Source organism: Amycolatopsis sp. CA-126428 (assembly GCF_002904335.1).
In the GTDB taxonomy this organism is placed as follows: domain Bacteria; phylum Actinomycetota; class Actinomycetes; order Mycobacteriales; family Pseudonocardiaceae; genus Amycolatopsis.
The window spans coordinates 30,805-56,683 of record NZ_PPHF01000123.1 but is presented as its reverse complement, the minus strand read 5'-3'; the positions used below and the strand labels follow the sequence as shown (position 1 = coordinate 56,683).

At 70.5% G+C, this 25,879-nt stretch carries 31 protein-coding genes; 14 read left to right on the top strand and 17 right to left on the bottom strand.

Translation table 11 applies throughout. The annotated features are described in order from the left end of the window. Window positions 1–20: 20 nt before the first annotated feature. Window positions 21–2,012 (bottom strand): NPCBM/NEW2 domain-containing protein, encoded by a 1,992-nt coding sequence (locus tag C2L58_RS29535; protein WP_103340947.1) that lies wholly within the window; start codon window positions 2,010–2,012, stop codon window positions 21–23. Window positions 2,013–2,407: 395 nt separating this feature from the next. On the opposite strand from C2L58_RS29535, the gene sdhC reads away from it, so the two are divergent. From sdhC to C2L58_RS29515, 4 genes are read left to right on the top strand one after another with little or no spacing between them, the layout of a single operon-like run. Continuing rightward, the gene (gene sdhC, locus C2L58_RS29530; RefSeq protein WP_233226011.1) at window positions 2,408–2,890 is read left to right on the top strand and encodes a succinate dehydrogenase, cytochrome b556 subunit; all 483 of its coding nucleotides are present in this window, start codon (window positions 2,408–2,410) and stop codon (window positions 2,888–2,890) included. A gap of 1 nt (window position 2,891) precedes the next feature. Then, a complete protein-coding gene (locus C2L58_RS29525; protein ID WP_103340945.1) occupies window positions 2,892–3,305 on the top strand; it encodes a succinate dehydrogenase hydrophobic membrane anchor subunit in 414 nt (137 codons plus the stop codon). A 17-nt stretch (window positions 3,306–3,322) separates the two neighbouring features. After that, on the top strand, window positions 3,323–5,077 hold the full coding sequence (sdhA, locus tag C2L58_RS29520) for a succinate dehydrogenase flavoprotein subunit (protein ID WP_103340944.1): 1,755 nt from the start codon (window positions 3,323–3,325) through the stop codon (window positions 5,075–5,077). Next, window positions 5,077–5,847 carry a succinate dehydrogenase iron-sulfur subunit gene (locus tag C2L58_RS29515; RefSeq protein ID WP_103340943.1) on the top strand — a complete coding sequence of 257 codons (771 nt, stop codon included), beginning with the start codon at window positions 5,077–5,079 and terminating at the stop codon, window positions 5,845–5,847. Before sdhA ends, C2L58_RS29515 begins: the two co-directional genes overlap by 1 nt. Before the next feature lie 328 nt (window positions 5,848–6,175). Here the strand turns inward: C2L58_RS29515 and C2L58_RS29510 are convergent, their stop codons facing one another. Both C2L58_RS29510 and C2L58_RS29505 read right to left on the bottom strand, forming a co-directional pair. Continuing rightward, on the bottom strand, window positions 6,176–7,573 hold the full coding sequence (locus C2L58_RS29510) for a S8 family serine peptidase (RefSeq protein ID WP_199191500.1): 1,398 nt from the start codon (window positions 7,571–7,573) through the stop codon (window positions 6,176–6,178). A 63-nt stretch (window positions 7,574–7,636) separates the two neighbouring features. Further along, complete coding sequence (locus C2L58_RS29505) at window positions 7,637–7,876, bottom strand: SCO4848 family membrane protein (RefSeq protein ID WP_103340941.1); 240 nt, start codon at window positions 7,874–7,876, stop codon at window positions 7,637–7,639. A gap of 43 nt (window positions 7,877–7,919) precedes the next feature. On the opposite strand from C2L58_RS29505, the gene C2L58_RS29500 reads away from it, so the two are divergent. Beyond that, entirely contained in the window at window positions 7,920–9,164 is a 1,245-nt protein-coding gene (locus tag C2L58_RS29500) for a D-alanyl-D-alanine carboxypeptidase family protein (RefSeq protein ID WP_103340940.1), read from the top strand. Here the strand turns inward: C2L58_RS29500 and C2L58_RS29495 are convergent. The 7 genes from C2L58_RS29495 to C2L58_RS29465 form a co-directional block, all read right to left on the bottom strand. Next, window positions 9,161–9,592, bottom strand: a complete 432-nt coding sequence (locus C2L58_RS29495) for a winged helix-turn-helix transcriptional regulator (RefSeq protein ID WP_103340939.1) — start codon at window positions 9,590–9,592, stop codon at window positions 9,161–9,163. The two genes, C2L58_RS29500 and C2L58_RS29495, sit on opposite strands and share 4 nt — an antisense overlap. Then, on the bottom strand, window positions 9,589–10,698 hold the full coding sequence (locus tag C2L58_RS29490) for an acyl-CoA dehydrogenase family protein (RefSeq protein WP_103340938.1): 1,110 nt from the start codon (window positions 10,696–10,698) through the stop codon (window positions 9,589–9,591). Before C2L58_RS29490 ends, C2L58_RS29495 begins: the two co-directional genes overlap by 4 nt. Before the next feature lie 58 nt (window positions 10,699–10,756). Continuing rightward, on the bottom strand, window positions 10,757–11,767 hold the full coding sequence (gene yhjD / locus C2L58_RS29485; RefSeq protein WP_103340937.1) for an inner membrane protein YhjD: 1,011 nt from the start codon (window positions 11,765–11,767) through the stop codon (window positions 10,757–10,759). A 9-nt stretch (window positions 11,768–11,776) separates the two neighbouring features. Continuing rightward, on the bottom strand, window positions 11,777–12,319 hold the full coding sequence (locus C2L58_RS29480) for an AAA family ATPase (RefSeq protein ID WP_233226010.1): 543 nt from the start codon (window positions 12,317–12,319) through the stop codon (window positions 11,777–11,779). Continuing rightward, window positions 12,316–13,350, bottom strand: a complete 1,035-nt coding sequence (gene trpS, locus C2L58_RS29475) for a tryptophan--tRNA ligase (RefSeq protein WP_103340936.1) — start codon at window positions 13,348–13,350, stop codon at window positions 12,316–12,318. The genes C2L58_RS29480 and trpS overlap by 4 nt, the downstream gene beginning before the upstream one ends. A 46-nt stretch (window positions 13,351–13,396) precedes the next feature. Continuing rightward, a complete protein-coding gene (locus C2L58_RS29470; RefSeq protein ID WP_199191499.1) occupies window positions 13,397–13,750 on the bottom strand; it encodes a hypothetical protein in 354 nt (117 codons plus the stop codon). A 283-nt stretch (window positions 13,751–14,033) separates the two neighbouring features. Next, window positions 14,034–14,852 carry an exodeoxyribonuclease III gene (locus C2L58_RS29465; protein ID WP_103340934.1) on the bottom strand — a complete coding sequence of 273 codons (819 nt, stop codon included), beginning with the start codon at window positions 14,850–14,852 and terminating at the stop codon, window positions 14,034–14,036. An 86-nt stretch (window positions 14,853–14,938) separates the two neighbouring features. Here C2L58_RS29465 and C2L58_RS29460 point away from each other — a divergent pair, with 86 nt between their 5' ends. The 3 genes from C2L58_RS29460 to C2L58_RS29450 all read left to right on the top strand — a co-directional run bounded on the left by C2L58_RS29460 (window position 14,939) and on the right by C2L58_RS29450 (window position 17,478). Then, window positions 14,939–15,697, top strand: coding sequence for an MBL fold metallo-hydrolase (locus C2L58_RS29460; RefSeq protein ID WP_103340933.1), 759 nt, complete (start codon window positions 14,939–14,941; stop codon window positions 15,695–15,697). A 571-nt stretch (window positions 15,698–16,268) separates the two neighbouring features. Then, window positions 16,269–16,850: a TetR/AcrR family transcriptional regulator gene (locus C2L58_RS29455; protein ID WP_103340932.1), complete on the top strand. Its 582-nt coding sequence runs from the start codon at window positions 16,269–16,271 to the stop codon at window positions 16,848–16,850. Between the two features lie 79 nt (window positions 16,851–16,929). Next, window positions 16,930–17,478 carry a permease gene (locus C2L58_RS29450; RefSeq protein ID WP_103340931.1) on the top strand — a complete coding sequence of 183 codons (549 nt, stop codon included), beginning with the start codon at window positions 16,930–16,932 and terminating at the stop codon, window positions 17,476–17,478. A gap of 5 nt (window positions 17,479–17,483) precedes the next feature. Here the strand turns inward: C2L58_RS29450 and C2L58_RS29445 are convergent, their stop codons facing one another. Together C2L58_RS29445 and C2L58_RS29440 are read right to left on the bottom strand one after the other, a co-directional pair. Beyond that, window positions 17,484–17,780, bottom strand: coding sequence for a hypothetical protein (locus C2L58_RS29445; protein ID WP_103340930.1), 297 nt, complete (start codon window positions 17,778–17,780; stop codon window positions 17,484–17,486). A gap of 182 nt (window positions 17,781–17,962) precedes the next feature. Further along, complete coding sequence (locus C2L58_RS29440) at window positions 17,963–19,186, bottom strand: NADP-dependent isocitrate dehydrogenase (protein WP_103340929.1); 1,224 nt, start codon at window positions 19,184–19,186, stop codon at window positions 17,963–17,965. Between the two features lie 247 nt (window positions 19,187–19,433). Between C2L58_RS29440 and C2L58_RS29435 the strand changes: the two genes are divergently transcribed. Genes C2L58_RS29435 through C2L58_RS29425 form a run of 3 tightly spaced genes read left to right on the top strand, consistent with a single transcriptional unit; the run spans window position 19,434 to window position 20,985 of the window. Further along, entirely contained in the window at window positions 19,434–19,952 is a 519-nt protein-coding gene (locus C2L58_RS29435) for a hypothetical protein (protein WP_103341088.1), read from the top strand. Between the two features lie 25 nt (window positions 19,953–19,977). Next, on the top strand, window positions 19,978–20,358 hold the full coding sequence (locus C2L58_RS29430) for a DUF2203 domain-containing protein (RefSeq protein WP_103340928.1): 381 nt from the start codon (window positions 19,978–19,980) through the stop codon (window positions 20,356–20,358). 9 nt (window positions 20,359–20,367) lie between these two features. Further along, window positions 20,368–20,985 (top strand): class I SAM-dependent methyltransferase, encoded by a 618-nt coding sequence (locus C2L58_RS29425; protein ID WP_103340927.1) that lies wholly within the window; start codon window positions 20,368–20,370, stop codon window positions 20,983–20,985. A 1-nt stretch (window position 20,986) separates the two neighbouring features. On the opposite strand, the gene C2L58_RS29420 is transcribed toward C2L58_RS29425, so the two are convergent. Together C2L58_RS29420 and C2L58_RS29415 are read right to left on the bottom strand one after the other, a co-directional pair. Next, window positions 20,987–21,493, bottom strand: a complete 507-nt coding sequence (locus C2L58_RS29420; protein ID WP_233226009.1) for a hypothetical protein — start codon at window positions 21,491–21,493, stop codon at window positions 20,987–20,989. Between the two features lie 84 nt (window positions 21,494–21,577). Continuing rightward, on the bottom strand, window positions 21,578–21,991 hold the full coding sequence (locus C2L58_RS29415) for a DUF2000 domain-containing protein (RefSeq protein ID WP_103340925.1): 414 nt from the start codon (window positions 21,989–21,991) through the stop codon (window positions 21,578–21,580). 50 nt (window positions 21,992–22,041) lie between these two features. On the opposite strand from C2L58_RS29415, the gene C2L58_RS29410 reads away from it, so the two are divergent. Together C2L58_RS29410 and C2L58_RS29405 are read left to right on the top strand one after the other, a co-directional pair. Beyond that, entirely contained in the window at window positions 22,042–22,815 is a 774-nt protein-coding gene (locus tag C2L58_RS29410; RefSeq protein WP_103340924.1) for a helix-turn-helix domain-containing protein, read from the top strand. 49 nt (window positions 22,816–22,864) lie between these two features. Continuing rightward, on the top strand, window positions 22,865–23,446 hold the full coding sequence (locus tag C2L58_RS29405; RefSeq protein WP_103340923.1) for an HhH-GPD-type base excision DNA repair protein: 582 nt from the start codon (window positions 22,865–22,867) through the stop codon (window positions 23,444–23,446). Here the strand turns inward: C2L58_RS29405 and C2L58_RS49945 are convergent. Together C2L58_RS49945 and C2L58_RS29395 are read right to left on the bottom strand one after the other, a co-directional pair. Continuing rightward, on the bottom strand, window positions 23,409–23,882 hold the full coding sequence (locus C2L58_RS49945) for a hypothetical protein (RefSeq protein ID WP_199191498.1): 474 nt from the start codon (window positions 23,880–23,882) through the stop codon (window positions 23,409–23,411). The genes C2L58_RS29405 and C2L58_RS49945 overlap by 38 nt on opposite strands. After that, the gene (locus C2L58_RS29395) at window positions 23,879–24,313 is read right to left on the bottom strand and encodes a TrmH family RNA methyltransferase (RefSeq protein WP_103340922.1); all 435 of its coding nucleotides are present in this window, start codon (window positions 24,311–24,313) and stop codon (window positions 23,879–23,881) included. Before C2L58_RS29395 ends, C2L58_RS49945 begins: the two co-directional genes overlap by 4 nt. Before the next feature lie 198 nt (window positions 24,314–24,511). Between C2L58_RS29395 and C2L58_RS29390 the strand changes: the two genes are divergently transcribed. Beyond that, window positions 24,512–24,700, top strand: a complete 189-nt coding sequence (locus C2L58_RS29390; protein WP_103340921.1) for a DUF1918 domain-containing protein — start codon at window positions 24,512–24,514, stop codon at window positions 24,698–24,700. Here C2L58_RS29390 and C2L58_RS29385 read toward each other — a convergent pair. Continuing rightward, complete coding sequence (locus C2L58_RS29385; RefSeq protein ID WP_103340920.1) at window positions 24,697–25,875, bottom strand: MFS transporter; 1,179 nt, start codon at window positions 25,873–25,875, stop codon at window positions 24,697–24,699. The two genes, C2L58_RS29390 and C2L58_RS29385, sit on opposite strands and share 4 nt — an antisense overlap. Window positions 25,876–25,879 lie beyond the last annotated feature (4 nt).

Here is a 25,879-nt window from a genome sequence, read left to right as displayed (position 1 = left end):
GCCTTCCCACTCACGACGGGTCAAGCGCAGGTGAGCCGGGCGCCGGCCCAGTCGCTGCGGTCGTAGGAGTTGCCGTCCCCGCCGTCGGTGACGACGAGCCGCAGGTAGCGCGCCCCGTGCAGGTCAGCCGCCAGCGGCGTCGCCGGGTCCTGCCAAGTGCGCACGCCGGTCGAAGCCGCCTTCATGCCGTCCGCGTAGACCTCGAACGTCGCCGAGCCCTGCTTGTTCGTCGCCTCGCGCTCGTCGTCGACGCCGACGTCCGCGGTGAACGCCGTGCAGCGCCCGCCCAGGTAGAAGACGACTTCGCTGGGTGCGTGCGCGCCGAGGCCCTTCGGGTAGACGACGCCGTTGATCGTCAGCGGCTTCCCGTCGCCGGCCGGGATGCTGCCGTTGGACATGTCCCGCTCGACCGGGCCGTAGCCGTTCTTCTCCGCCGCCCAGCGCAGGTCGCTGGCCCACGCGGACGCAGTGGGCGGTGCCGCCGGCACGGTCAGCTGCTGGTCACCGGTCCAGGTGACCGGCCCGAACCCGAGCGCGCGGTAGGTGACGCCGCCGTGCAGCACCGCCGTCGTGCCCTCGGTCCCGGCGGGCGGGGTGACCCGCCAGCGGCCGGCCGCGGTCTCGCCGGTCCCGAGCACGACGGCCCGCGGCCGCGTCACCTGCTCGACGTGCCACCCGGCGGGTGCGGTGAGCGTCACGCGCGGGTCGAACACCGGGACGCGGGCCTCGTCGGTCGCCGACACCGTGACCTCGAACGGCTGCCCGGCGGGCGTGATCTCGCCCGGGACGCCCGGGACCGGCGGAGCCAGCTCGATGCCGGTGCTCACCAGCGGCGCGTTCCGCCACCACGAGCCGCCCGCGTGGACCCGGTAGACGACGGTCGCGTGCGGCGGGACGACCGCGGAGAGCCGGCCCGCCGTCTGGAGGTCGCGGTGCGCCCAGAGGTCTCGCGCGCTGTACCCGGCGGCCTTCGGCAGCCCGGCGGCCGCCGCGGTGGTGCCGATCATGGCGGACGACGTCGTCTCGTTGAACAGCGCGACGGCCACGTCCCCGTTCGACAGCGGCTTGGCGAACACCCAGTGTCCGTCCTGGTTGGACAGCACCCGCGCCTGGACGCCGCGGCGGTCCTGGTCGAGCGCGATGACCCCGGCGTTGCGCAGGACGTCGAAGTTCGCCGGCGACACCTTGCGCAGGTCGGCCCCGATGAGCAGCGGCGCGGCCATCATCGCCCACAGCGAGAAGTGCGAGCGGTACTCCCCGGTCGTCATCCCGCCGTTGCCGACCTCGAGCATGTCGGGATCGTTCCAGTGCCCCGGCCCGGCGTACGGCGCCAGCGGCGCGTTCGCCTTGAGGATCTGGACCATCTTCGCCCAGTTGTCCTTGATGTCGCCGGTGGTGCGCCACAGGTGCCCGACGTCGCCGCCCCACGTCCACGGCTTGTTCTCGCCCCACTCGCAGAGCGAGTACACGATCGGGCGACCCGTCTTCTTCAGCGCGTCGCGCATCTTCGTGTAGCGCTCGAGCGCCGGGCGGCCTTGGTTGTTGCAGTTGTCGTACTTGAGGTAGTCGACACCCCAGTCCGCGAACGTCTGCGCGTCGACGTCTTCGTGGTCGAGCGCGCCCGGCTGGGTCTTCGCGCAGGTCAGCGTGCCCGCGCTGGTGTAGATGCCGAACTTGAGGCCCTTCGCGTGGACGTAGTCGGCCAGCGCCTTGATGCCGCCGGGGAACCGGGCCTTGTTGGCCTGCATGCGCCCGTCGGCGTCGCGCTCCGGCTCGGCCCAGCAGTCGTCGACGTTGACGTACTCGTAGCCGGCGGCCTTGAGTCCTTTGTCGACGAAGATGTCGGCGGTGTCGCGGATGAGCCGCTCGTCGACGGCGCAGCCGGTGGTGTTCCAGTTGTTGAAGCCCATCGGCGGTGTCAGCGCCAGTCCGTCGGGCAGTGCCTGCGCGGGCGTGACCGACACCACGGGCAGCAGAGCCGCGACGGCGATCACCAAGCCGAGTCGTCGCACCAGAACGTCACCCCATCGTGAGAGATCCGATGTTTGCCCGAGCGACGCTAGGGACGACGTCGCAGATGGTCAATGACACACCACGATCACCAGCCGTTCGGCGTAGCGCATCAGATATCAGATCTCTCAGAGGTCTGATGACCGTTCATCGGGACACTCCTGGGCGCCGCGCCACCGAGTGCGCTGCACCACACCGCCGGGTGGCGGTGCGGGAGTACCGGTGTCTGGTCCATCACAGAGGGGAACCCGGAGGTGAGCCGCCTTTCGGGTGCGGGTCTAGCATTCGATTCATCCAGGCTCGATGACGTTGATCTCGGCACAGCCGCCGTTCCCGCGGCGACAGCGGACCTCACCGGCCACCGGGCGCACAGTCAGACGTTGGAGGCCGTTCACCGATGTCCACCACGGCGAGCACTGCCAGCGGGGTGGGATCGCCCCCTCCGGGGGCGGGAACCAACACTGCGGCAGGGGCGAGCGATCGGGCGGGTGCCTCACGCCGGCAGGGGACCTTCTACCGGGGCGACCCCGGCATGTGGTCCTGGGTGCTGCACCGCATCACCGGCGTGCTCACATTCTTCTTCCTGTTCGTGCACGTGCTCGACACCGCGCTGGTGCGCGTGTCGCCGAACACCTACGACCAGGTCATCGAGACCTACAAGACGCCGATCGTGAACCTCCTGGAGGTCGGCCTGGTCGGCGCGGTGCTGTTCCACGCGCTGAACGGCATCCGCGTCATGCTGGTCGACTTCTGGTCGAAGGGCCCGAAGCTGCAGAAGGCGATGCTGTGGGTCATCGGCGTCGTCTGGGTCGTCGTGATGGTCCCCGGTGCGTTCTTCATGCTGAAGCGCACCGCCGAAATGCTCTTCGGGGGTAACTGACATGGCCGACCTCGCCCTCGCGAACCCGCGCGCGCCGAAGCGCCCCGCCGCGCGCCGGAGCAACTTCGAGCTCTACAGCTGGCTGTTCATGCGGATCTCCGGGCTGGTCCTGGTCGTCCTGGTGCTCGGCCACCTGCTGATCATGAACATCCTCGACGGCGGCGTGCACCGGATCAACTGGGGCTTCGTCGCCGGCCGCTGGGCCTCGCCGTTCTGGCAGTTCTGGGACCTGCTGATGCTGTGGCTCGCCGAGATCCACGGCGGCAACGGGCTGCGCACGATCATCGACGACTACGCCCGTAAGGACAGCACGCGGTTCTGGCTGAAGATCCTGCTGTACGTCTCGATGGTGCTGATCCTCGCCGTCGGCACGATGGTGATCTTCACCTTCGACCCGAACATGCCCGCGAACTGACCCGGAGACTTCCCACCATGCAGGTCCACAAGTACGACGTGGTGATCGTCGGCGCCGGCGGCGCCGGGATGCGCGCGGCCATCGAGTCCGGCCAGCGCGCCCGCACCGCGGTCCTCACCAAGCTCTACCCGACCCGGTCCCACACCGGCGCGGCCCAGGGCGGCATGTGCGCCGCGCTGGCGAACGTCGAAGAGGACAACTGGGAGTGGCACACCTTCGACACGATCAAGGGCGGCGACTACCTGGTCGACCAGGACGCCGCCGAGATCATGGCGAAGGAGGCCATCGACGCGGTCCTCGACCTCGAGAAGATGGGCCTGCCGTTCAACCGCACGCCCGAGGGCAAGATCGACCAGCGCCGCTTCGGCGGGCACACGCGTGACCACGGCAAGGCCGCGGTCCGCCGCGCCTGCTACGCCGCGGACCGCACCGGGCACATGATCCTCCAGACGCTGTACCAAAACTGCGTCAAGTACGGCACGGAGTTCTTCAACGAGTTCTACGTGCTCGACCTCGTCACCACCCCGGACGAGAACGGCAACCCGGTCGCCTCCGGCGTCGTCGCCTACGAGCTGGCCACCGGCGAGCTGCACGTCTTCCAGGCGAAGTCGATCGTGTTCGCCACCGGCGGCGCGGGCAAGATCTTCAAGACGACGTCGAACGCGCACACCCTCACCGGTGACGGCCTCGGCATCATCTTCCGCAAGGGCCTCCCGCTGGAGGACATGGAGTTCTTCCAGTTCCACCCGACCGGCCTCGCGGGCCTGGGGATTCTCATTTCCGAAGCCGTCCGCGGCGAGGGCGGGATCCTGCGCAACGCCTCCGGCGAGCGGTTCATGGAGCGCTACGCCCCCACCATCAAGGACCTCGCGCCGCGCGACATCGTCGCCCGCTCGATGGTGCAGGAAGTGCTGCAGGGCCGGGGTTGCGGGCCGAACAAGGACTACGTCGTCCTGGACGTCACGCACATCCCCGAGGAGACGCTGAACGCGAAGCTCCCGGACATCATGGAGTTCTCCCGGACCTACCTGGGCGTCGACCCGGTGAAGGAGCCGGTGCCGGTCTTCCCGACGTGCCACTACGTGATGGGCGGCATCCCGACCAACATCCACGGCGAAGCGTTGCGGGACAACGAGAACGTCATCCCCGGCCTGTACGCGGCGGGCGAGGTCGCCTGCGTGTCCGTGCACGGTTCGAACCGCCTGGGCACGAACTCGCTGCTCGACATCAACGTGTTCGGCCGCCGCGCCGGCATCGCGGCCGCGGAATACGCGCTGGCGCACGAGCACGTCGAGCTGCCTGCGGACCCCACGAAGCTGGTGGAAGACCAGCTCGCGGGCCTCCTGTCGGAGCACGGCGACGAGCGCGTCGCCGACATCCGCAAGGAAATGCAGCAAACGATGGACTCGCACGCTTCGGTGTACCGGACCGAGGACACGCTGAAGCAGGCGCTGACCGACATCCAGGCGCTCAAGGAGCGGTACCAGCGGATCACCGTGTCGGACAAGGGCAAGCGGTACAACACCGACCTGCTCGAGGCCGTCGAGCTGGGCTTCCTGCTGGAGCTGGCCGAGGTCCTGATCGTGGGTGCGCTGGCGCGCAAGGAGTCCCGCGGCGGTCACGCCCGCGAGGACTACCCGACCCGCGACGACACGAACTTCATGCGGCACACCATGGCCTACAAGCAGGGCTCGGGTCTGTCATCCGACATCCGGCTCGACTACAAGCCCGTGACCTTCACCCGCTACGAACCGATGGAGCGGAAGTACTGATGACCACCGCTACTGAAGCTCCGGCCGCTTCGTCGGACTCGGACCACACCCCGATCACGGTCACGCTGAAGATCCTCCGCTTCAACCCGGAGGTCGATTCGGAGCCGCACTGGGAGTCCTACGACGTCCCGGCCCAGCGCACCGACCGGCTGCTGAACCTGCTGTTCTACGTCAAGGACTACATCGACGGCACGTTCTCGTTCCGCCGCTCCTGCGCGCACGGCGTCTGCGGGTCCGACGCGATGCAGATCAACGGCATCAACCGCCTGGCGTGCAAGGTCCTGATGAAGGACCTGCTGTCGGCGTCCGGCAAGCCGACGGTGATCACGATCGCCCCGATCAAGGGCCTGACGACGTTGAAGGACCTCTACGTCGACATGGACCCGTTCTTCGAGGCCTACCGCGCGATCAAGCCGTACCTGATCACGTACGGCAACGAGCCGACGCGCGAGCGCATCCAGTCCCAGGCCGACCGCGACCGCTTCGACGACACCACGAAGTGCATCCTGTGCGCGTGCTGCACGTCATCGTGCCCGGTGTACTGGAACGACGGCTCGTACTTCGGGCCGGCCGCGATTGTGAACGCCCACCGGTTCATCTTCGACTCCCGTGATGAGGGGGCGGAGGAGCGGTTGGACATCCTCAACGATGGTGAGGGTGTTTGGCGCTGCCGCACGACGTTCAACTGCACGGACGCGTGTCCCCGTGGGATCCAGGTGACCAAGGCGATCCAGGAAGTTAAGCGCGCCCTGCTGTTCAAGCGCGTCTGACGTTGTAACGGCCGAAGGGCCCCTCCGCTCGGCGAGTGGAGGGGCCCTTCGGCCGCCCTGCCGCGGTAGAAAGACAAAAGACTGTCCTCGCCGGACGGGCAGGCTCTGGGATGGCCGCCCCTCGCCGCCGCTGTCTCTCGTTATCGAGGTGGGTCGCTGGGTGGTCATCCCGTCGCCTGATCGAGGCCTATCACTTTGAGCCGGGCCCGCAAGCTTGCGCTGTCGTCTCGCCTTGGTCTGTGGGTTGCGGGCCCGGCTCAAAGTGATTTTGCGGCCTCAGGCGACGGGATGACCACCCTGCTCCTTTACTGGGCGTTGCGCCCTTGGGTCAGTGCACCGCGTCCAGGGCGTCTACCAGGCCGTGGCCGTAGTACGAATTGTTCTTTGCCGGGCCTGTGCACTCCGTTTCCGTGGCTGCGCACTTCACCGCGTCCGCCTCGCCCTCCAGCACCCGGGCCAGGATCTGCGGTGAAATGCCCCGGAAGCGCGATGCGATCAGCGCCGCCACGCCTGCCGCGTGCGGGGAGGCCATCGATGTGCCGCACTTCGAGCCGTACTGGCCGCCCACCACCGTCGACAGCGGACACGACGGGCCCGCGCCGTCCGGTGGGATCTGGACGAAGTCGCCGCCCGGGGCTGTTACGTCGATCTTGCCGTAGTTGCTGAATGATGACTTCGTGCCCGCGTAGCCGACCGCCGACACCTTCACGACGCCGTCGATCGCCTTCGGGAGGATGCCGCACGTCGAGTCGACCGGGTGGGGGCGGTTGGGGTCCGTTGTCTGCTTGGTCGTGTCGAAACCGGAGTTGCCCGCCGCCGCCACGTTCAGGACGCCTCGGTGCGTTGAGAACGCCACCGCGCGGCGGACCGCTTCGAACGCCGCCGCGTCGCCCGGCTGGTTCGGGCAGTAGAACATGCCCGGGTCGATGTAGTAGCTGTTGTTCGTCACCGCGAACCCGTGCTCGGCCGCCCAGACGAACCCGCAGACCGCCGACTCCGGGAAGATGTAGCCGGCGTCGTTGACGACCTTCACCGAGGCCAGCCGCACGCCCGGCGCGATGCCCGTGAAGCCCGCCGCCTTGTCCTTGCCGGCGATCGTGCCCGCCACGTGCGTGCCGTGGTCCGACGTCGTCGGGGCCCACGAGGCCGGTGTCAGGTCCGGCGCGCCCGTGATGCAGCCCGCCGAAGCGGCCGGGTCGACCGCCGCCTTCAGGGCCGGGTGCGTTGCCTCGATGCCCGAGTCGAGCACGCCGACCGTCACCGCGCGGCTGCCCTGGTAGATCTTGTTCGCTTCGGGCGCGTGGATCGCCTTCATGTCCCACTGCTGCGCGGACAGGTCACCCGCGGCGGCGACGGAGCGCGTGTCCTCCAGCGTCCGCACCGCACCCAGCGAGCGAGCCGAGGCGGCGGCGCCCTGGGAAGCCACGTCCTTGCCGCCCGAGTAGGCCCGGTAGACGCCGATCTTCTGCTGGAAGTCCGCGTTGCGCGAGCTCGCGATCGCGACGCCGATCGGGGCGTAGTAGGCGACCTTCGTCCCGCACTTGGCCGCCAGCTCCTTGTCGACGGCCGACGCGCGGGTGCCCGGCTGGTACGTCACGACGTAGGTGTACGGCGTGCTCGTCGTGTCGCAGGCGGCCGGCGCGGCCTCGGCGGCCGGGGCCGCCGCGAACAGGCCGCCCCCGACGGCCAGCACGAGCGGGGCCGCCATTCGGCGTAAACGGGACATTCCACCTCCAGGGTCTGTGGCGTCAACCTAAACCGGCCCCGGAGGCCGCGCCACCGACCAAAGTCAGGAGGAGACGCGCGAAGTGGCGCGCACGCCACGCCAGCCCAGCACGCCGATGATCGTGCCCAGCACGAACGACACGACCGTCAGCACGGCGTGCACCACGAAGTACGCGGTGGGCGAGCCGTCGGGGGTCCAGGCCCGGTCGCTGTCCCACAGGTTCTTGGCGAAGGTGATCCAGATGATCCACGACCACACACCGAAGGCCAGCAGGAACAGCGAGGTGCCGCGTGAAATGCGCATGCCCCTGAGTATGCGACGCGGGCCGCGGCGCTAGATTGCGTGGGTGCACTCTGTTGTCTCCCGGTCGCTCAAGGTCTTCACGACGACGCTCGCCGCCGCCCTCCTGGCCCTGAGCACCCCGGCGCTGGCCGCCGCCGCGCCGCAGCAGGGCCAGTGCGCGAACCGCCAGGCTCCGCCGCCGCCGGTCGACACGTCGGAGAAGCCCGCGCCGGGCAAGCCGGCCCCGGCGCCGCTGGCCGTGCCCGCGGTCCCGGTCGGCGGCAACCGGATGGCCGAGTGCGGCCTGGTCACCCCGGACGGCGCGCTCAACCCGCCGGACGGCAACACCGCGGCGTCGTGGCTGGTGCAGGACCTCGACACCGGCGCGGTCGTCGCGGCGAAGGACCCGCACGCCCGGCAGCGGCCCGCGTCGCTGATCAAGACGCTGCTTGCGCTGGTCGTCGTCACCCAGCTGGACCCGCAGCAGACGATCGTCGCGACGAAGGAGGACGCGGAGCAGGAGTGCACCTGCGTCGGCCTCGTCGCCGGCGGCCAGTACACCGTCGACCAGCTGCTGCACGGCCTGCTGATGCACTCGGGCAACGACGTCGCGCACGCGTTCGCCACGGCGCTCGGCGGGGCCGACTCCGCGGTGGTGAAGATGAACGCGCTGGCGGCGAAGATCGGCGCGCTGGACACGCGCGCCGCGACGCCGTCGGGCCTGGACGGGCCGGGCATGTCGACCTCGGCCTACGACCTCAGCCTGATCTTCAACTACGCGATGAAGCAGCCGGAGTTCGCGAAGGTCGTCGGGACGAAGAACTTCGAGTTCCCGCCGGCCGGCGGGAAGCCGGCCATCCCGATCTTCAACGACAACAAGCTGCTCGGCGTCTACCCCGGTTTCCTCGGCGGCAAGACCGGCTTCACCGACGACGCGCGCCACACGTACGTCGGCGCGGCGCAGCGCAAGGGTAAGCGCCTCGCGGTCGTCATGCTGCGGGCGGAGCAGAAGCCGACCAAGGTGGTCGACCAGGCGGCGAAGCTGCTCGACTACGGCTTCGCGCTGGAGGACGACCGCGCCGCGCCGGTCGGCCAGATCACCTACCGGCCGCCCGCCGCGGCCCCGTCGAACGGCGATCCGTCCGTGCTCGCCGACGGCGGCACCGGCAACGGCGGCACGTCGGCGGCCGCGCCGGCGGCCAAGGATGACCCGTTCGGCGTCACCGGCTGGATCCTCACCCTGGTGGTGTTCCTGATCATCCTCGGCGGGTTCGTGGTCGGGCACCAGCGCAAGAAGGCCGCGAGCTAGCGGAAACCGGGCCCCGGCTCCGGCGTCACCCGGTCGGTGGTGATCGCGCCGCCGCAGTGCGCGCAGGCCACGAACGTCCCGGCGATCTCGCCGCAGTCGTGGTGCCGCAGGAGGATCGGCGGTCCCTCCGGTCCGGCGAGGTGCTGGTCGCCCCACTGCATGAGCGTGACGACGGCGCCGAAGAGGTCCCGCCCGGCGGCGGTCAGCACGTACTCCGGCACCGGGTCGACGCGCTCGAGCACGCCGGCGTCGACGAGGGTCTTCAGCCGCGCGGACAACGTCGGGCGCGGGATGGCCAGGTTGCGCGCGAACTCGCCGTAGCGGCGCACGCCGAAGAAGGTCTCGCGCAGGATGAGCAGGCTCCACCGCTCGCCGACCAGGTCGAGCGCGCGGCTGACGGAGTCCGCCGTGAACCGGTGGCCGATCACAGCTGTTCCGTCCGGGCCGGGACCCCCAGCAGGAGCTTGCCGGGAAGTTCGTAGCTGGCCGGGTTGACCTGGAAGTGCGCGGTCGCGGTGTGCGCGTCGCGGAACCGGCGCTGCAGCGGCGAAGTCTCGTAGATCGCCGAGCCACCGCCGAGGTCGTACATGCTTTCGGCGACCTTCGCGGCCGTGCGCGTCACGTGCGTCGCGGCCAGCCGGAGGCCCAGCTTGAGCGCGTCCGGCACCGGTTCGGTGCCCTGCGCGGCCCGCCAGGCGTCGTCGATGCTGCTGTAGAACAGCAGCCGGGCCGCACGCAGGGCCGCTTCGGCCTCCGCGACGGCGGCCTGGGTCCCCGACCGCTCGGCGAGCGACCGGCTGGAGCCGAGCGGTTGGCGCGCCGAGGCGAGCTCGACGAGGTCGTCGATCGCACCGCGCGCGTTGCCCAGCGCCGCGGCCGCGACCGACAGCGCGAAGAAGCCGAAGAGCGGAAACCGGTGCAGCGCAACGGCTTCCGCGGGCGGGCCGGCCATCACCGAGAAGACGCGGTGCTCCGGGACGAACAGTTCGCCGGCGACGCAGTCGTGGCTGCCGGTCCCGCGCAGGCCGTTGGTGTGCCAGGTGTCGAGCACTTCGATCTCGGCCTTCGGCAACGCGGCGACGTAGAGGGCCTGTTCATGGACGAACCCGGCGAAGAGCCAGTCGGCGTGCGGGATGCCGCTGCAGAACGCCCACCGGCCGGAGACGACGTACCCGCCGTCGACCTTCTTGCCGGTCCCGCGCGGCGCCCAGACGCCGGCGGCGACCGTGCGCGGGTCTCCGAAGACCTCCTCGGCGCATTTCCGCGGGGCGTAGGCCGAAAGCAGGCTGCTCGTCACGGCGATCGAGACGCACCAGCCGGCCGAGGCGTCCCCGCGCGCGACCGTCTCGGCGGTTTCGAGGCTGACGGCCGGCGGGGCTTCGGGACCGCCGAGGTACCCGGGGACGCCGGTGCGGAACAGCTGGGCGCCGGTCAGCTTGGCGACCAGTTCGGGCGGCAACGCACGCTGCCGCTCGGTGACGGGCGCGAGGGTCTTGGCGAGGTCGGCACACTCGCGGGCGGCGTCCAGCAGCACGAAACCCCTCCGGTTCAGATTTCTTACCGGTTCAGTTTCTTTACCGGACGGCCGGCTGTCAAGACTTGCGGCGGCCACCCAGCCACGCCAGCAGCGCGCCGGCACCGAAGGCGCTCGCGACGGTGCCGAGGCCCGGTCCGCGCTGCACGGTGACGCTCTGCTCGAGCCGCACCGGCGGCGGGGGCGCGATGACCTTGCGTTCGTTCTCCTTCGCGGTGGCCGTCCACGCGGTGATGAGTAGCAGGAAGCGCGAAACGAGGTTCGCGAACACGAGCAGACCGATGACGGGCCCGAACAGCGCGGCCGACGGCGACTTCGTGACACTGGCCAGGTAGAGCGAGCCGACCTGCTGCAGGATGACGAACCCGACGGCGGCGACCACCGCACCCTTGACGGCACTGCGCAGCGCGACCTGCTCCCGGGGCAGCCGGGCGATGACCCAGAGGAAGACGAGGGTGTTCGCGGCCAGTCCGAGCACGATGGTGGCCCCGCGAAGCAGGACGATCGCCCAGGTGGCGTGCTCGAGCCCGACGAGCTCGAGCAGGAACTGCCCGACCCCGCCGCCGACCGCGGTCAGCGCGAAGGAGACAACGAGCGCGACGCCGAGCCCGATCAGCGCGACGAAGTCCTTGAGCGTCTGCTTGACGAGCGGCTGCGGCTGCTTTTCCTGGCCCCACTGCGCGGTGAGCGCGTCCCGCAGGTTCGACATCCAGCCGATGCCGGAGTAGAGGGCGATGAGCAGACCGAAGATCCCGATCCCGCCGCCGGAGTCGAGCGCGCCCTTGACGATGCCGTTGACGAGGTCTTTGAGGCCTTCGGGCACGGAGTTGTTGATACCGTCGGTGATCTTCGTGATGATCGTCTGGTCGTGGTTGACGACGAGCCCGACCACGGCGAAGGCCACCATGAACAGCGGAAAGACGGAAAGAACACTGAAGTAGGTGATGGCAGCGGCGTAGTGGTTGCCGTACCGCTCGGTGAAGGCGTCGTTGGCCCGGATGAGGTGATCGAGCCACGGGTACTTCCGCCGCAGCCGCGGCAGGAGCTTTTCCTTCTCTTCATTCGCCACCGTGAAACGCTAACCACGCTTGGTGAACCCCGCAACGCGAGCGGCTGGCACGGGGGAGGTCAGCTTCCCTTCATGGTCCACACAGTGCCCGCCCGGCGGTTGTCCACAACGTCGACCGGATGTGGACAGGCAGCTCGTTTCCGGCCGGGAAGACCGGGTTCGTCGGTGGGCGCCGATAGACTGGACTTGGGCACGCCCCCCAGGGAGGGCGGGGGAGTTTCGGGTCTGCGCCCCGGCCCTCGGCAGCACAACCTCGTGGAAGCTCGCCCCGCATTCGCTCGCCAGGGCTTCGAGGCGTTCGGGAAAGCCCGCGCGAACCACCAGCTGCGGCACCACCACGTCGTGCCCCGCGCCGAGGTGCGTGCGCGCGGCCGCCGCCGCGATGTCCCGCGCCAGCAGGCCGGCTTCGCCCGGGGACGCACGCCGGCCGCCGATCATGGCGCGGATGCGGTCCACGTCCAGGGCCAGTGCCGGTGGGTGGTCGGCGGCGTAGCGCCGGGCGAGTGTCGACTTGCCGCTGCCCGGCGGGCCGTTGAGCAGGATCAGCTTCACCGCACCGGCGGCAGGAACCCGATCCGCTGGTACGTCTTCGCGAGCGTCTTCGACGCCACCTCGCGGGCGCGTTCGGCACCCGCGGCGAGGACCTTGTCCAGCTCCGCCACATCGTCCAAATAGGACTTCGCGCGGTCCTGGATCGGGGTCACCCACTCGATGAACACCTCACCGAGGTCCTTCTTCAGGTCGCCGTAGCCCTTGCCCTCGTACGCCGCTTCGAGGTCCGGGATCGTGCGGTCGGTCAGGGCCGAGTAGATCGTCAGCAGGTTCGAGACGCCCGCCTTGTTCTCGACGTCGAACTTGACCTCGCGGCCCGTGTCGGTGACCGCCGAACGGATCTTCTTCGCCGAGCGCTTCGGGTCTTCGAGCAGCTCGATGATCCCGTTGACGTTCGACGCCGACTTGCTCATCTTGGCCGTCGGTTCCTGCAGGTCGTAGATCTTCGCCGTATCCTTAATGATGTACGGCTCCGGCACCACGAACGTCTTGCCCAGCCGGTTGTTGAAGCGCTGCGCGAGGTCGCGCGTCAGCTCCAGGTGCTGGCGCTGGTCCTCGCCGACCGGAACGGCGTCCGCCCGGTACAGCAGGATGTCCGCCGCCTGCAGGACCGGGTAGGTGAACAGGCCGACGCTGGAGCGGTCGGAGCCCTGCTTCGCCGACTTGTCCTTGAACTGCGTCATCCGGCCGGCCTCACCGAAGCCCGTCTGGCACTCCAGCACCCAGCTCAGCTGGGCGTGCTCCGGGACGTGGCTCTGCACGAACAGGGCGCTGCGCTGCGGGTCGATGCCGATGGCGAGCAGCTGGGCGGCCGAAACGCGGGTGCGCTGCCGCAGCACCTTCGGGTCCTGCTCGACGGTGATCGCGTGCAGGTCGACCACGCTGTAGAACGTTTCGTGCGTGTCCTGCAGCTTCACCCACTGGCGCAGCGCGCCGAGGTAGTTGCCGAGGTGGAACGAGTCGGCGGTGGGCTGGATCCCGGACAGGACCCGCGGGCGGCGCTCTGCTGCGACGGTCTGCTCTTCGGACACGTCAGGATTCTTCCAGGCCGGGACGAGCGACGGGCGCCGAGGGCCCTCAGGCGTTCGGGCGCGGCGTGAGGAACGGCCGCGTCGGCGTCATGTCGGGCTCGCCGAGGACGGCTTCGGCCATCGCCGTGACCGGGTCGGGAACTTCCGGCACGGCGGGGGCCGCTTCGGCCAGGCGCGTCTTGCGGCGCTGGCGCAGCACACCCAGCGTCATGCCGATGATGCCGAGCGCGACGGCGACCACCCCGACGGGGCCGAGCACGCCGAAGCTCGCGGCGTTGGTATCGGCCTGTGCTGTCGTCGTGACGGCGGCGAACGCGCTGCCGCCGCCGGCCAGGAGCAGGCCGGCCGGGACGAGCGCGACCACCACGGCCGCGCGGAAACCGCGCAGGGTGGACCGCAACAGGGTTCGACCTGGGTTGCGCACCGGAGTGCCTCCCGCGAGTAACGCTCACCCATCCGAGTGAGGCGTTGCGTGCTACTGGTCAGAAAACTACCGAGCGTGTCAAGACCTGCCGGTTCTGATCAACTCGGAAGCGAGGGTAGCCCTCATCTATTAGGACGCTCCGAGCAGCCCCGGCGTTCACTCGGGTGACAGGACTACTACATGGAGTAGAGCGGAGCCGGAGCGTGGCCATTTCGGGTGGCGCCCGTCCTGTTCGAGAGCCTTCACCCGTTCGAGCGAGCTAGCGGCGGAAGTCGATGTCGTAGGTCGCGGTGACCGGCGCGTGGTCGGACCAGCGCTGGTCGTAGGCGGCGGCCCGTTCGACCACGACGTCGACGACCTTCTCGGCGAGGCCGGGTGTCGCGAGCTGGCAGTCGATGCGCCAGCCGGAGTCGTTGTCGAAGGCCTGGCCGCGGTAGGACCACCAGGTGTACGGGCCGGGGCCTTCGGGATCGAGCCGGCGCTGGACGTCGGCGTAGCCGGCCTCGGTGTAGACGCGGCCGAGCCAGGCGCGTTCTTCGGGCAGGAAGCCGGAGTTCTTGCGGTTGCCGCGCCAGTTCTTGAGGTCGACGGTGTCGTAGGCGATGTTCCAGTCCCCGACGACGACGGCTTCCCGCCCCGCCGCGGCGGCCTTCGCCCGCAGTTCGGCGAGGTAGGGCAGGAACGCGGCCATGAAGCGTTCCTTTTCGTCCTGCCGTTCGGTGCCGACGTCCCCGCTGGGCAGGTAGAGGCTCGCGACGACGACGTTCGGCAGGTGCACCTCGAGGTACCGCCCGCTGTCTTCGAATTCGGGCTCCCCGAAGCCGATCCGCACCTCTTCGGGCTCGACCCGGCTGTAGATGGCAACACCGTTGCGGCCCTTCGTGGCCGAAGGCGCGTGCACGGAGAACCACCCCTCGGGGTCGACCACGGCGGCGGGCAGCTGACTGGCTTCGGCCCGCACCTCCTGGCAGGCGACGACGTCGGCCTTCGTGGCGGCGAGCCACTCGACGAAGCCCTTTTTGGCGGCGGCGCGAAGGCCGTTGACGTTCACGGTGGAGACGGTCAGCACGCGTTGCACGCTACCGACCGGCGAGCCGGCGCCGGGCGCAGCGGGTCCCGAAAACCGGTGCGGGGAGCCGGGCTCGCTCTGCGAGACTGCCGCGCATGGGCGAAGCGGGGAGCCGGTTGACCGTGCTGGGGAGCTGCGGCGCGTGGCCGGAGGCCGGCCGCGCCTGCGCCGGATTCCTGCTCGCGCACAACGGCTTCCGCGTGGTCCTCGACCTCGGGTACGGCGCCGCACCGCGCCTGTTCACGCACTGCCGCGACGGGTTGCCCGACGCGGTCGTCGTGACGCACGAGCACCCCGACCACTGCGCGGACGTGAGCGCGCTCGGGCGGGCGTGGCACTACACCGTCCAGGCCGGCGCGCCCGCGGCACGGCTGCCGCTGCACTGCACGCCCGGCACGGTCCGCCGGCTCGAGGCGATGGAGCCCCGGCCGCACCCGGAGACGCTGTTCGAGGTGCACGACCTCGCCGAGCCGGCCGACGTCGGACCGTTCCGCATGACGCCGTACCCGCTCCCGCACCACCAGCCGAACTTCGGCGTGCGCCTCACGGCGCCCGGCCTGACGGTGGCGTACACCGGCGACACGGGACCCTCGCCGCTACTGGCCGAGCTCGGCCGCGACGCCGACCTGTTCATCTGCGACGCCACCCTCCGTACCCCACCACCGGAGGGAGAGCCCCGCTACCTGATGACGGCGGCCGAGGCGGGCCACTGGGCCCAGAGGGCGGCCGCCCGCCGGCTCCTGCTCACCCACTTCTGGCCGGGCACCGACCGCCCCGCGGCGGCCGAGGAGGCCCGCGGCGAGTTCGGTGGCGAGGTGCTGGTCGCGGAAGAGGACTCCGTGATCGAGCTCTGACGCCCGCTGGAGGGAGGTGGCGGCCGGCCCAGCGCCGATGGGTCGCCTCCGATGGCAGCGCTCGCACCGCTTAGGGGCGGCGCGCTGCTCGACCACCGCGAGCCCGAGCGCACCCAGAGAATGAACCGGCCGCTCGATGGCCGCTCCGAGCACGCCCCGCTGCGCGCCTATCCAGGCTCCCGGCAGGCCCCCCGAGCGGCCCACCGCGCGCCCAGCCAGCCCGGAACGCGGATCTCTCGCCACGGCCCACCCGGCACCGACACATCTCCCCCGTCGCGCTCCGACCCCCGTCTGAGCGCGGTCCCCAGGGCTCGATCCCACCGCCGCCGACCCGCACCGCCCGAACTCCCCGTCCGGCCCGCGAGACTCCCCCTGGAGACCCCGCGGACACCTCTGGCTCGTCCCGCGATTCAGTTGTCGCCCGCCCCCGGACGCTTCCTCCTTCCCGGCGGCCCCACGCCGCCACCTGCGGTTTTTCCTGTGATCAGTTCTAGCACCCACCACCGACAAAACCGGGCCTTGACGACCGAAGCTACGAATCATAGCTTTAAAGCTATGCCAAGTAGCCACCATGTCGCCTAGGGCCGGCCTGACCACCGACGCGGTGGTCGACCTCGCCATGGCCCTCGTCGACGAGTCCGGACCCGACGCACTCACCCTCGCCAAGATCGCCGGCCGCGCCGGGGTTGCCGCGCCCTCGCTCTACAAGCACGTCGAAAACCTCGCCGATCTCCGGCGGCTGATCGACCTCCGCGTCGTCAAGGAAATGGCCGAAACGCTCCGCACCGCCGCCACCGGGCGCGAGGGCGGAGACGCGATTGCCGCGGTCGCCGACGCCTACCGCCACTACCTGCAAACCCACCCGCACCGCACCGGCGCCCTGACCGCCGCACCCGACCAGGGAGATACCGAACTCAGCACCGCCACCCACGCCGTCGCCGAAGTCGTCTTCGCCGTGCTGCGGCCGTTCGGCTTCGACCACGCCCAATCGGTCCACGCCACGCGGTGCATCCGCGCCGCCGTCCACGGCTTTGCCGGGCTCGAGGCCTCCGGCGGCTTCGGGCGCCCGGAAGACGTCGGCGAGAGCTTCGAAGTGCTCAAGAAAATGCTCGTCCAGGGCCTCGAAACCTACGCAGAACAGGGAAACCGATGACCTTCATCCTCGCCGTACTGCTCTTCACCGTCGGGCTCGGCGTGCTCGACGCCCGCTTCCCCTGGACGGAGGCCGGCCGATGATCGCCGGGCACTTCGGGCTGGCCGCCGCCGTCAAGGCGGGACGGCCCGCCATCCCCGTCTGGACGCTCATGCTCGCCACCGCCTGGCTCGACGTCGTCTTCGTGCCGCTCTACCTGAGCGGTGTCGAGACGATCGACGGCGAGGGCTACGGCGGCGGCGTCATCCACGCCGACTACACGCACTCCCTCGTCGGCGCGCTCGTGCTCGCCGCGCTGTTCGGGGCGGTCGCCGCCTACTGGCTCGGCCGCGAAGCCGGGCTCGTCCTCGGCGGGGTCGTGTTCTCGCACTGGCTGCTCGACCTCGTCGTGCACCGCGCCGACCTGCCGATCCTGCCCGGCAACGCCGGCGATCTGCCCACCTTCGGCTTCGGGCTCTGGCGGCTGCCCGCCGTCTCGGCCGTGGTCGAACTGCTGATGCTGGCGATCGGTGTCGGCCTCTACTGGCGGGCAGCGGCGAAACGCGATCCGAAACGCGCCAGGACCCTCGGCCTGTCGGCGGCGGCGTTCGGTGTCGTCACGCTCGCGGCCGACCTGCTGGGCGTCTGAAAAAATCAGCAGGCGGAGCCCGCGACGGGCTGGGTGAACTCGGCCGCCACCCACTTCGTGTCGGCCACCTTGCGGAAGCCGTTCTGCACGCCCGGCATCGCGTCGAACTGGGCGTCGCGCAAGTACTTGCCGACGACCTTCGCGTGGCCGTCCGCCGCCTCGCGGGCGTTCAGGACGTCCGCGGTCACCGTCACCTTGCAGCCGGTGGCCGACGCCCCCGACGCCTGCTTGCCCGTGTTCATGGCGTAGACGATGACGACCAGGACGAGCGCGCCCAAGATGAGCAAAGTCTTCTTCGACATGCCTTCCTCCAACCCGCGAACCCCGCCCCACCGCCAAGGGTAGGCAATCCTTTACCCGGACGGCAGCGCCGGACGTCGCAACCACCCGGAGGCGCCAGTGGCCCGGGCACGAGGTGACACCGCGTGATCAACCGAAAAGCCCCTTCCCGGCGAACCGGGAAGGGGCTTTCGCAGCAGCGAACTCAGCCCTGGGCGATCTTCTTCGCCAGGTTGTCGTCCAGCGTCGAGAGGAACTCCTCGGTCGTCTGGAACGGCTGGTCCTTGCTGATCAGCAGCGCCAGGTCCTTCGTCATCTGACCGCTCTCGACGGTCTCGACGACGACCTGCTCCAGCGTGTTCGCGAAGCCGATCAGCTCCTGGTTGCCGTCCAGCTTGCCGCGGTGCTCGAGGCCGCGGGTCCAGGCGTAGATCGACGCGATCGGGTTGGTCGACGTCGGCTTGCCCTGCTGGTGCTGGCGGTAGTGCCGGGTGACCGTGCCGTGCGCGGCCTCGGCCTCGACGGTCCGGCCGTCCGGCGTGCGCAGCACCGACGTCATCAGGCCGAGCGAGCCGAAGCCCTGCGCGACCGTGTCGGACTGGACGTCACCGTCGTAGTTCTTGCACGCCCAGACGTAGCCGCCCTCCCACTTCATCGCCGCGGCGACCATGTCGTCGATCAGGCGGTGCTCGTAGGAGATGCCCTTGGCGTCGAAGTCGGTCTTGAACTCGTTCTGGAAGATCTCCTCGAACACGTCCTTGAACTGGCCGTCGTAGGCCTTGAGGATGGTGTTCTTGGTGGAGAGGTAGACCGGCAGGCCGCGGTCCAGGCCGTACTGCAGGGACGCGCGCGCGAAGTCCTCGATCGACTTCTTGTAGTTGTACATCCCCATGGCGACGCCGCCGCCCTCGGGGAACTTCGCGACCTCGAACTCCATCGGCTCGGAGCCGTCGTCCGGGGTGTAGCTGATGGTCAGCGTGCCTGGGCCGGGGACCTTGAAGTTGGTCGCCTTGTACTGGTCGCCGTGGGCGTGGCGGCCGATGATGATCGGCTTCGTCCACGTCGGCACCAGCCGCGGGATGTTCTGGATGACGATCGGCTCGCGGAAGATCACGCCGCCGAGGATGTTGCGGATGGTCCCGTTCGGGGACAGCCACATCTTCTTGAGGCCGAACTCTTCGACGCGGGCCTCGTCCGGGGTGATCGTGGCGCACTTGACGCCGACGCCGTGCTTCTTGATGGCGTTCGCGGCGTCGATCGTGACCTGGTCGTCGGTGCGGTCCCGCTCCTCGATACCCAGGTCGTAGTAGTCCAGGTTCACGTCCAGGTACGGGTGGATCAGCTTGTCCTTGATGAACTGCCAGATGATGCGGGTCATCTCATCGCCGTCGAGTTCGACGACGGTGCCCTGGACCTTGATCTTGGCCATGAGCAGCGGTGCTCCTTCCGCGGATCTTCGCGTTCTTCGATACGTCTCGCCGGTAGCGGTACAAGCGTACTGCTTGACGCACCTGGATGGTTCAAGTAGTGGTCGGCATCAAGTCTCCACCCGCGCTTTGTGGCCCGGATCACCGGGCGGGACCCCGATCCGACCGCTTGCCGAGCGACCGTAGGCGTTCGGCGGTGAACCAGGGCACGATGCCACCCGTGAACCCACCATGCGGGAGGTGACGGCCATGTCGACCCATCGGTACGCCGACTACGAAGACGACTACGAGAACGACTACCCGGACACCGGCGAACCCGACGTGCTCGACGAACGGCCGCGCCGGGGCGCCGCGCACGTGGTCAGCGCGCTCGGCGGGCTCGTCCTCACGCCGGTCGCGCTGGGCCTGCTGAGCTGGGGCGGGCTGCGCCAGCAGCAGCTGATCCAGGCCACCCTGAGCACCAACCGCGACCCGCTGGGCATCGCGCTGCTGGCCGGCGGGGCGATCCTGCTGCTGGTCGTCGCCGCGCTCGGGGCGCTGTCGGCGGTCGGCCCGATCCTCGGCGGCCTGATCTACGGCGTGCTGCCCGGCGTCGCCGCGATGGCCGTGCCCGAATGGGGGTTCCGGCTGGTCAACCTGATGCCGAAGAGCGACATCGCGTACGGCGTCATGGACTTCCTCTTCATCGGCGGCCTGCTCGGCGTGGGCTTCCTGCTGGTCGGCAGCGGGCTGGCCAACGCACTGGTCAGGCGGCGGCGCGAAGGCTGACGCACGCCGATGGCATCATCGGCGAATGGGACTGTTCACCGTCGCGGAAGCGCGCGACGAACTGGCGCGCCTGCGGCCGGTCCTCGACGAACTGGTGCGCGTCCGGGCCGACGCCGCCGAGCTCGCGGCGTCGCTGCGGCCGGGCGGCCGCGCCACCGCGCTGGGCGGCCTGCCCGAGTGGAAGGCCGCCCAGGCCCGCCTCGACGACCTGATGACGACGGTGCAGCGCACCGGCGCCGAGCTCAAGGGGTTCGCGCCACTGCTGGTCGACTTCCCGGCCGAGCTGGACGGCACCGACGTCCTCCTGTGCTGGCTCGAAGGTGACCGCGAGCTGGGCTGGTACCACCGCACCGACCTCGGGTTCGCCGGCCGTCGTCCGCTGAAAACCGCTGGTGGCCCCGGCTAGGTTGGGTGCGTGACCGACGAATCCCGGGCGGCCTTCTTCGACCGCACAGCCGAGCAGTACGACGACGACCCGTTCCACGGATCGGTGGCGGAAGCCCTGGTCGAGCCGCTCCCCGACGCTCCGGGTCTCGTCCTCGACGTCGCCACCGGGACGGGCGTCGCGGCGTATGCGGCGCTACGGCTGAAGCCCGCGCGCGTACTGGCTGTCGACTTGTCGCCGGCCATGGTCGCGCGGGCCGAGGCCAAAGCGCCCGCGCAGGATCCGGACGGGCGGATCGAGTGGCGGGTCGGGCCGGCGGTGCCGCTGCCGGTCGAGGACCACTCGGCCGACGTCGTGCTGTGCGCGTCTTCGCTGCACTTCCTGGGGGCCACTGCCTTCGCCGACTGGCTCCGCGTGCTGCGCCCCGGCGGCCGGCTGGCGTTCTCGATCGTGTCGGGGGCGCGGTTCAAGCCGTCCGGGCCGTTCGCCGAGTTCGTGCCGGCGGACCTGTCCTTCCCGACCGGCGAGGCCGGCGCGGCGGCGCTGGCCTCGTCGGCGGGTTTCGCGGACGCTTCGGCGCGGACGTTCACCGTCGACACCGGCGACCGGATCCGCAGCGTCTTCCTGGTGCACGCGACCGCGCCGTGACTCAGAGGTGGAAGTGGACCTCGCCGCGGGTGGCGGGGGCGTCCGGGGCGCCGCAGCGCTGGACGAACGTCGCGTCGACGTCGGTCGTGCGGCCGTCGGCGTCCTTGTCCAGCCGGTCGATGGTGAAGTCCGCGTAGTCGTCACCGCAGCCGAAATGGGTGCTGACCACGAAGATCCCGGGCGTGGTCAGTGCCGGGTCGCTCTGCCCACGCCAGCGGGCGCCGGTGTAGGTGCCGGTGTGGAGTGCTTCCCCGGCCGGCGCGCTCAGCTCGACGCGCATGTCCTCGAAACCGGACTGGACGTCGATCTTCAGCCTGCCGTCGTACTCCCACACGGCGATCTCGTCACCAGGCGCCGCGTACTGGGCGCTGCCTTCCAGCGGCCAGGCGCCGGCTTCCGACGTGTAGGCGACCGTCTGCAGCGGGTCCGCCGAGGCGACCGGCACGAGCGCCGCGCCCAGCCCGGCCGCCGCCGTCAGGACCACGCACGCACGACGAAGTGAATTCACGGAACCTCCCCATCCCGAGCCGCTCTCCGCGGCACTGCCGATCATGGTGGCAGCTCACCCGGCCGGGGGATAGAGCAGTTTTACTCAGCGGTGCAGCGACGCGCCCTTGAGGATCTTGTCCACGGCGTTCTTCGGCCCGTGCACCGCCAGCCCGGCCAGCGCCAGCTTCTCGCCCGGCACCTCGCGGACCGCCGCGCGGTTGTCGGCGTCGTTGCCGGTGTGGAACAGCTCGTCGGTGAAGATCGAGAACCGCAGCCCGCGGCCCAGCGCGCGCCCGTGGGCCGCGGTCAGGACGTCCGCCGTGCCGGAAAAGACCATGATCGGCTGGCCGAACATCGGCAGGTACTCGGTGCCGTCGGCGTCGGCGTACGGCTCGCCCATCAGCTCGGGGGTCACGTGGGCGATGCCGCTCACCAGGAACGCGGTGACGTTCAGCCGCTGCCAGGACGCCAGGTCGTCGCGGAGCAGGACGGCGATCTTCGTGTCGAAGGAACTCATACCCCCAAGACTCGCCCGGGCGCGACGCCCGCGTCTTGTACGTTCTTGACATGGCGGACGTCGCGGCTTGGCGGCCGGCGGTCCCGGGGATCGCCGAGGTCTTCCACGCGCGCTTCACCACGCACGCCTACCCGCTGCACACGCACGACACGTGGACGCTGCTGATCGTCGACGACGGTGTCATCCGCTACGACCTCGACCGCCACCACCACGGCGCGCTCGGCCCGGCGGTGACGCTGCTGCCGCCGAACGTCGCCCACGACGGCCGCGCCGCGACCAGCCACGGCTTCCGCAAGCGCGTGCTCTACCTGGACACGCCGGTGCTGGGCGAGGACCTGATCGGCGCGGCGGTCGACCGGCCCAGCCTCGCCGACGGCCTCCTGCGCACCCGCATCCACCAGCTCCACGAGTCCCTCGCCGAGCCCGGTGACACGCTCGAGGCCGAAAGCCGGCTCGTGCTGGTCGCCGATCGCCTGCGCACCCACCTGGGCAAACCGGCGTCGCCCGAGCCGAAGCACGGCCTCGCCGACGATCTTCGCGACCTGCTGGACGCTCATCTGCCGGAAGCGCTGACGCTGGCCGAAGCGGGCGAGACGCTCGGCGCGCACCCGGCGTACCTCGTCCGCTGCTTCGGGGCGCGGTTCGGCCTGCCGCCGCACCGCTACCTGACCGGCCGCCGGGTGGACCGGGCCCGCCGGCTGCTGCTGGACGGCACCCCCGCCGCCGAAGTCGCGACGGCGGCCGGGTTCACCGACCAGGCCCACCTGACCCGGCACTTCAAGCGGTACCTGGGCACGACGCCGTCGCGCTACGCGAAGGGGTAGCGCCGGTCGTCCCCCCTGCCGGAGAAGCGGGTTGTGTCAAGATGACGGCATGTTGCGCGAACTGCACCTGACCGGCGACCCGGCCGCCGACAAGCTGCTGAACGACGACCCGTTCGCCCTGCTCGTCGGCATGCTCCTCGACCAGCAGTACCCGATGGAGCACGCGTTCGCCGGCCCGCGGAAGATCGCCGACCGGATGGACGGCTTCTCCCTGACGAAGATCGCCGAGACCGACGTCGAAGCGTTCGTCGAGATGTGCGTGGTGCCGCCGGCCATCCACCGCTACGGCGGCTCCATGGCCCGCCGCGTCCACGCGCTGGCCCAGCACATCATCGAGAACTACGACGGCCGCACCGAAGGCATCTGGCTCGACGGCCGCCCGAAGCCGGACGGTCCCGAAGTCCTCAAGCGACTGAGGGCCCTGCCCGGTTTCGGGGAACAGAAGGCGAAGATCTTCCTGGCCATGCTGGGAAAGCAGCGCGGCATCCAGCCGAAGGGCTGGCGCGAAGCGGCCGGCGCGTACGGCGACCGCGGCTCGCGCCGGTCGATCGCCGACGTCACGAGCGCCGAGACCCTCGCCGAAGTCCGCGCGTTCAAGAAGGCCGCCAAAGCCGCGGCGAAAACGGGCTAACGCACCCAGACGCGCAGCGGGGCGGTCCCGAGAAGTTGGACAGCCCGACCACGCCGTCGCCGCGGTGGGCGACGACCAGCGCCGGGCCCCGGGACAGCACCGCCACCGAGTCGTCGGCCGGGAAGCCGTGGCCGGTCGTCCGCCGCCAGCCCGGCTCGGGCACCCCGGGGCCGCACGCGATCCACGTCGCTTCGAACAGCACCGAGAACCCCGGCAGGTCCAGGGTCGCGAAGCTGTCCTTGACCGAACACCCCGCGGAGCCGTCGACGAACGGGAGGATGTCGGCGGCGGTGGCGTCCGGGGTCAGCGTCACCGCGTCCGGGTAGTACGCCGGGGTGCGCGTGCGGCTGGTCCACGCCCGCGGGCGGAACCGCCCGGGCCGGACCAGATCGCACCACGCCGCGTTTTCCGCGACCGTCCACTTGAGACCGATCACGCCAGGCCCGCCAGCTTGTACAGCACGAGGCTGCCCGCCACCGCGACGTTCAGGCTCGCGCCGATGCCGACCATCGGAATTTCGACGACGCTGTCGAGCAGGTCGAGGGCGTCCGGCGGGATCCCGGTCTGCTCGTGGCCGAGCACGGCGATCGTGCGGCCGCGGGCGGCGGGCAGGTCGGCCAGCCGGACGGCTTCCTCGGCCAGTTCGACGCCGACCACCCGGGTGCCCGCCGCCCGTTCGCGCGCCAGCCAGCCCGGTGGGTCGTGCACCCAGTGCACGCAAGCGGGACGCCGCAACGTGTTTCCCCTCCGCAACGCCTCGGGCACCCAGGGGAACCGCGGCACGGCGAGGCACGCGCCGACGGCGTCACAGGTGCGTAGGAGGGTGCCGAGATTCGCGCCGTGCAACGGCCACAGCGGGGCGGCCACCAGGTGACCCCAACAGGAATGTGCCTTGCTCCGCCGGGTCTTCCGCAGCTCTCGGGGCGTGCGGACCCGGACCGAAGGGCTCACCGGCGCCGAGGCGCGGCGCCTCCGAATTCGCTGATCATGCCCCGGAGTCTAACCCGTTCGCGGGGTCCACGGGACGGGTTTCCGCTCCTAGCATGGACACGGAGGTGAAGCCCCATGCACGCAGGAGTAGGAGACGAGATCCAGGTGCACGGCCGCACGGTCGGAGCGGCCGAGCAGCGCGGCGAGATCCTCGAAGTCCGTGGCCCCGACGGCGCCCCGCCCTATCTGGTGCGGTTCGCCGACGGGCACGAAGGGCTCGTCTACCCCGGGCCCGACTGCGAGGTCCAGGCGCACGCCGGCTAGCCGGCGGCGACCTGTTCCCGAGGCTCGCGGACCCGCCCCCACGCCGAGCCCACCAGCAGCAGGGCGACGAGGGTCAGCGCGGCCGCGACCTCGGGCAGCAGCAGCGGGCCGCCCGACGCGAGCACCGCTCCCCCGACCACGCCGGACAGTCCGACGCCGAGGTAGATCGCGGACGCGTTGAGCGAGAGCACCAGCCCGGCGTGGCCCGGCGACAGCTCGATCAGGCGGTGCTGCACCGGCGGGTTGAACGACCACGTCGCCAGCCCCCAGACGAACAGCGAGATCCCGGCCGCGACCGGCGTCACCGTCGTCAGCGGCAGCAACGCCATCACGGCGGTGACGACCACGGTGACCACGAGCAGCGGCGTCCGCGAGCCCCAGCGGTCGGTCGCCCGGCCACCCGCGAAATTGCCGATCGCGCCGCCGACGCCGTAGCAGAAGAGCAGCACCGTCACGGTCGTACCGTGCACGCCCGCGGTCGCCGCCAGCAGCGGCGAAACGAACGTGTAGACCATGAACGCGGCCAAGCAGGCGAGCACCGTCGTGGCCAGCATGACGAGCACCCGCGGGTCGCGGCCCGCGGCGAAGCGCTCGGCCAGGCCGACCCGCGGCGGCGCGGCGACCGTGGGCAGCGCGAACCGCACGGCCAGCGCGCTCACCAGCGAGAACGCGGCGACCAGCGCGAACGCCGGCCGGTAGCCGAGGTGCTGGGAAATGAGACTGCCGAGCGGGACGCCGAAGATGAGCGCGACCGTCAGGCCGCCGAACACCAGCGCGACGGCGCGGCCCCGGCGCTCGGGGACGGTCAGCTCGGCCGCGACGGCGCTCGCCGCCGGGGTGAACACGGCGGCGCCCACCGCGGTCACCACCCGGGCGACCAGGAGCGAGCCGTAGCCGGGTGCGAGCGCGGCGAACAGGTTGCCGGCGCCGGTGACGGCGAGCGCGGCGACCAGCAGCGTCCGGCGTTCCCAGGTGCCGGTCGCGGCGGCGAACAGCGGCGAGCCGATGGCGTACGCGATGGCGAACGCGGTCACGAGCTGCGCCGCGGCCGTGGCCGAGACGTGCAGCTCGCCGGTCAGCGCGGGCAGCAGCCCGGCGACGATGTAACCGCTGGTCCCGACGCCGAAGGCGCCGAAGGCGAGGACGGAGATCCTCGACGGAGCAGGTGCGGACATGGGC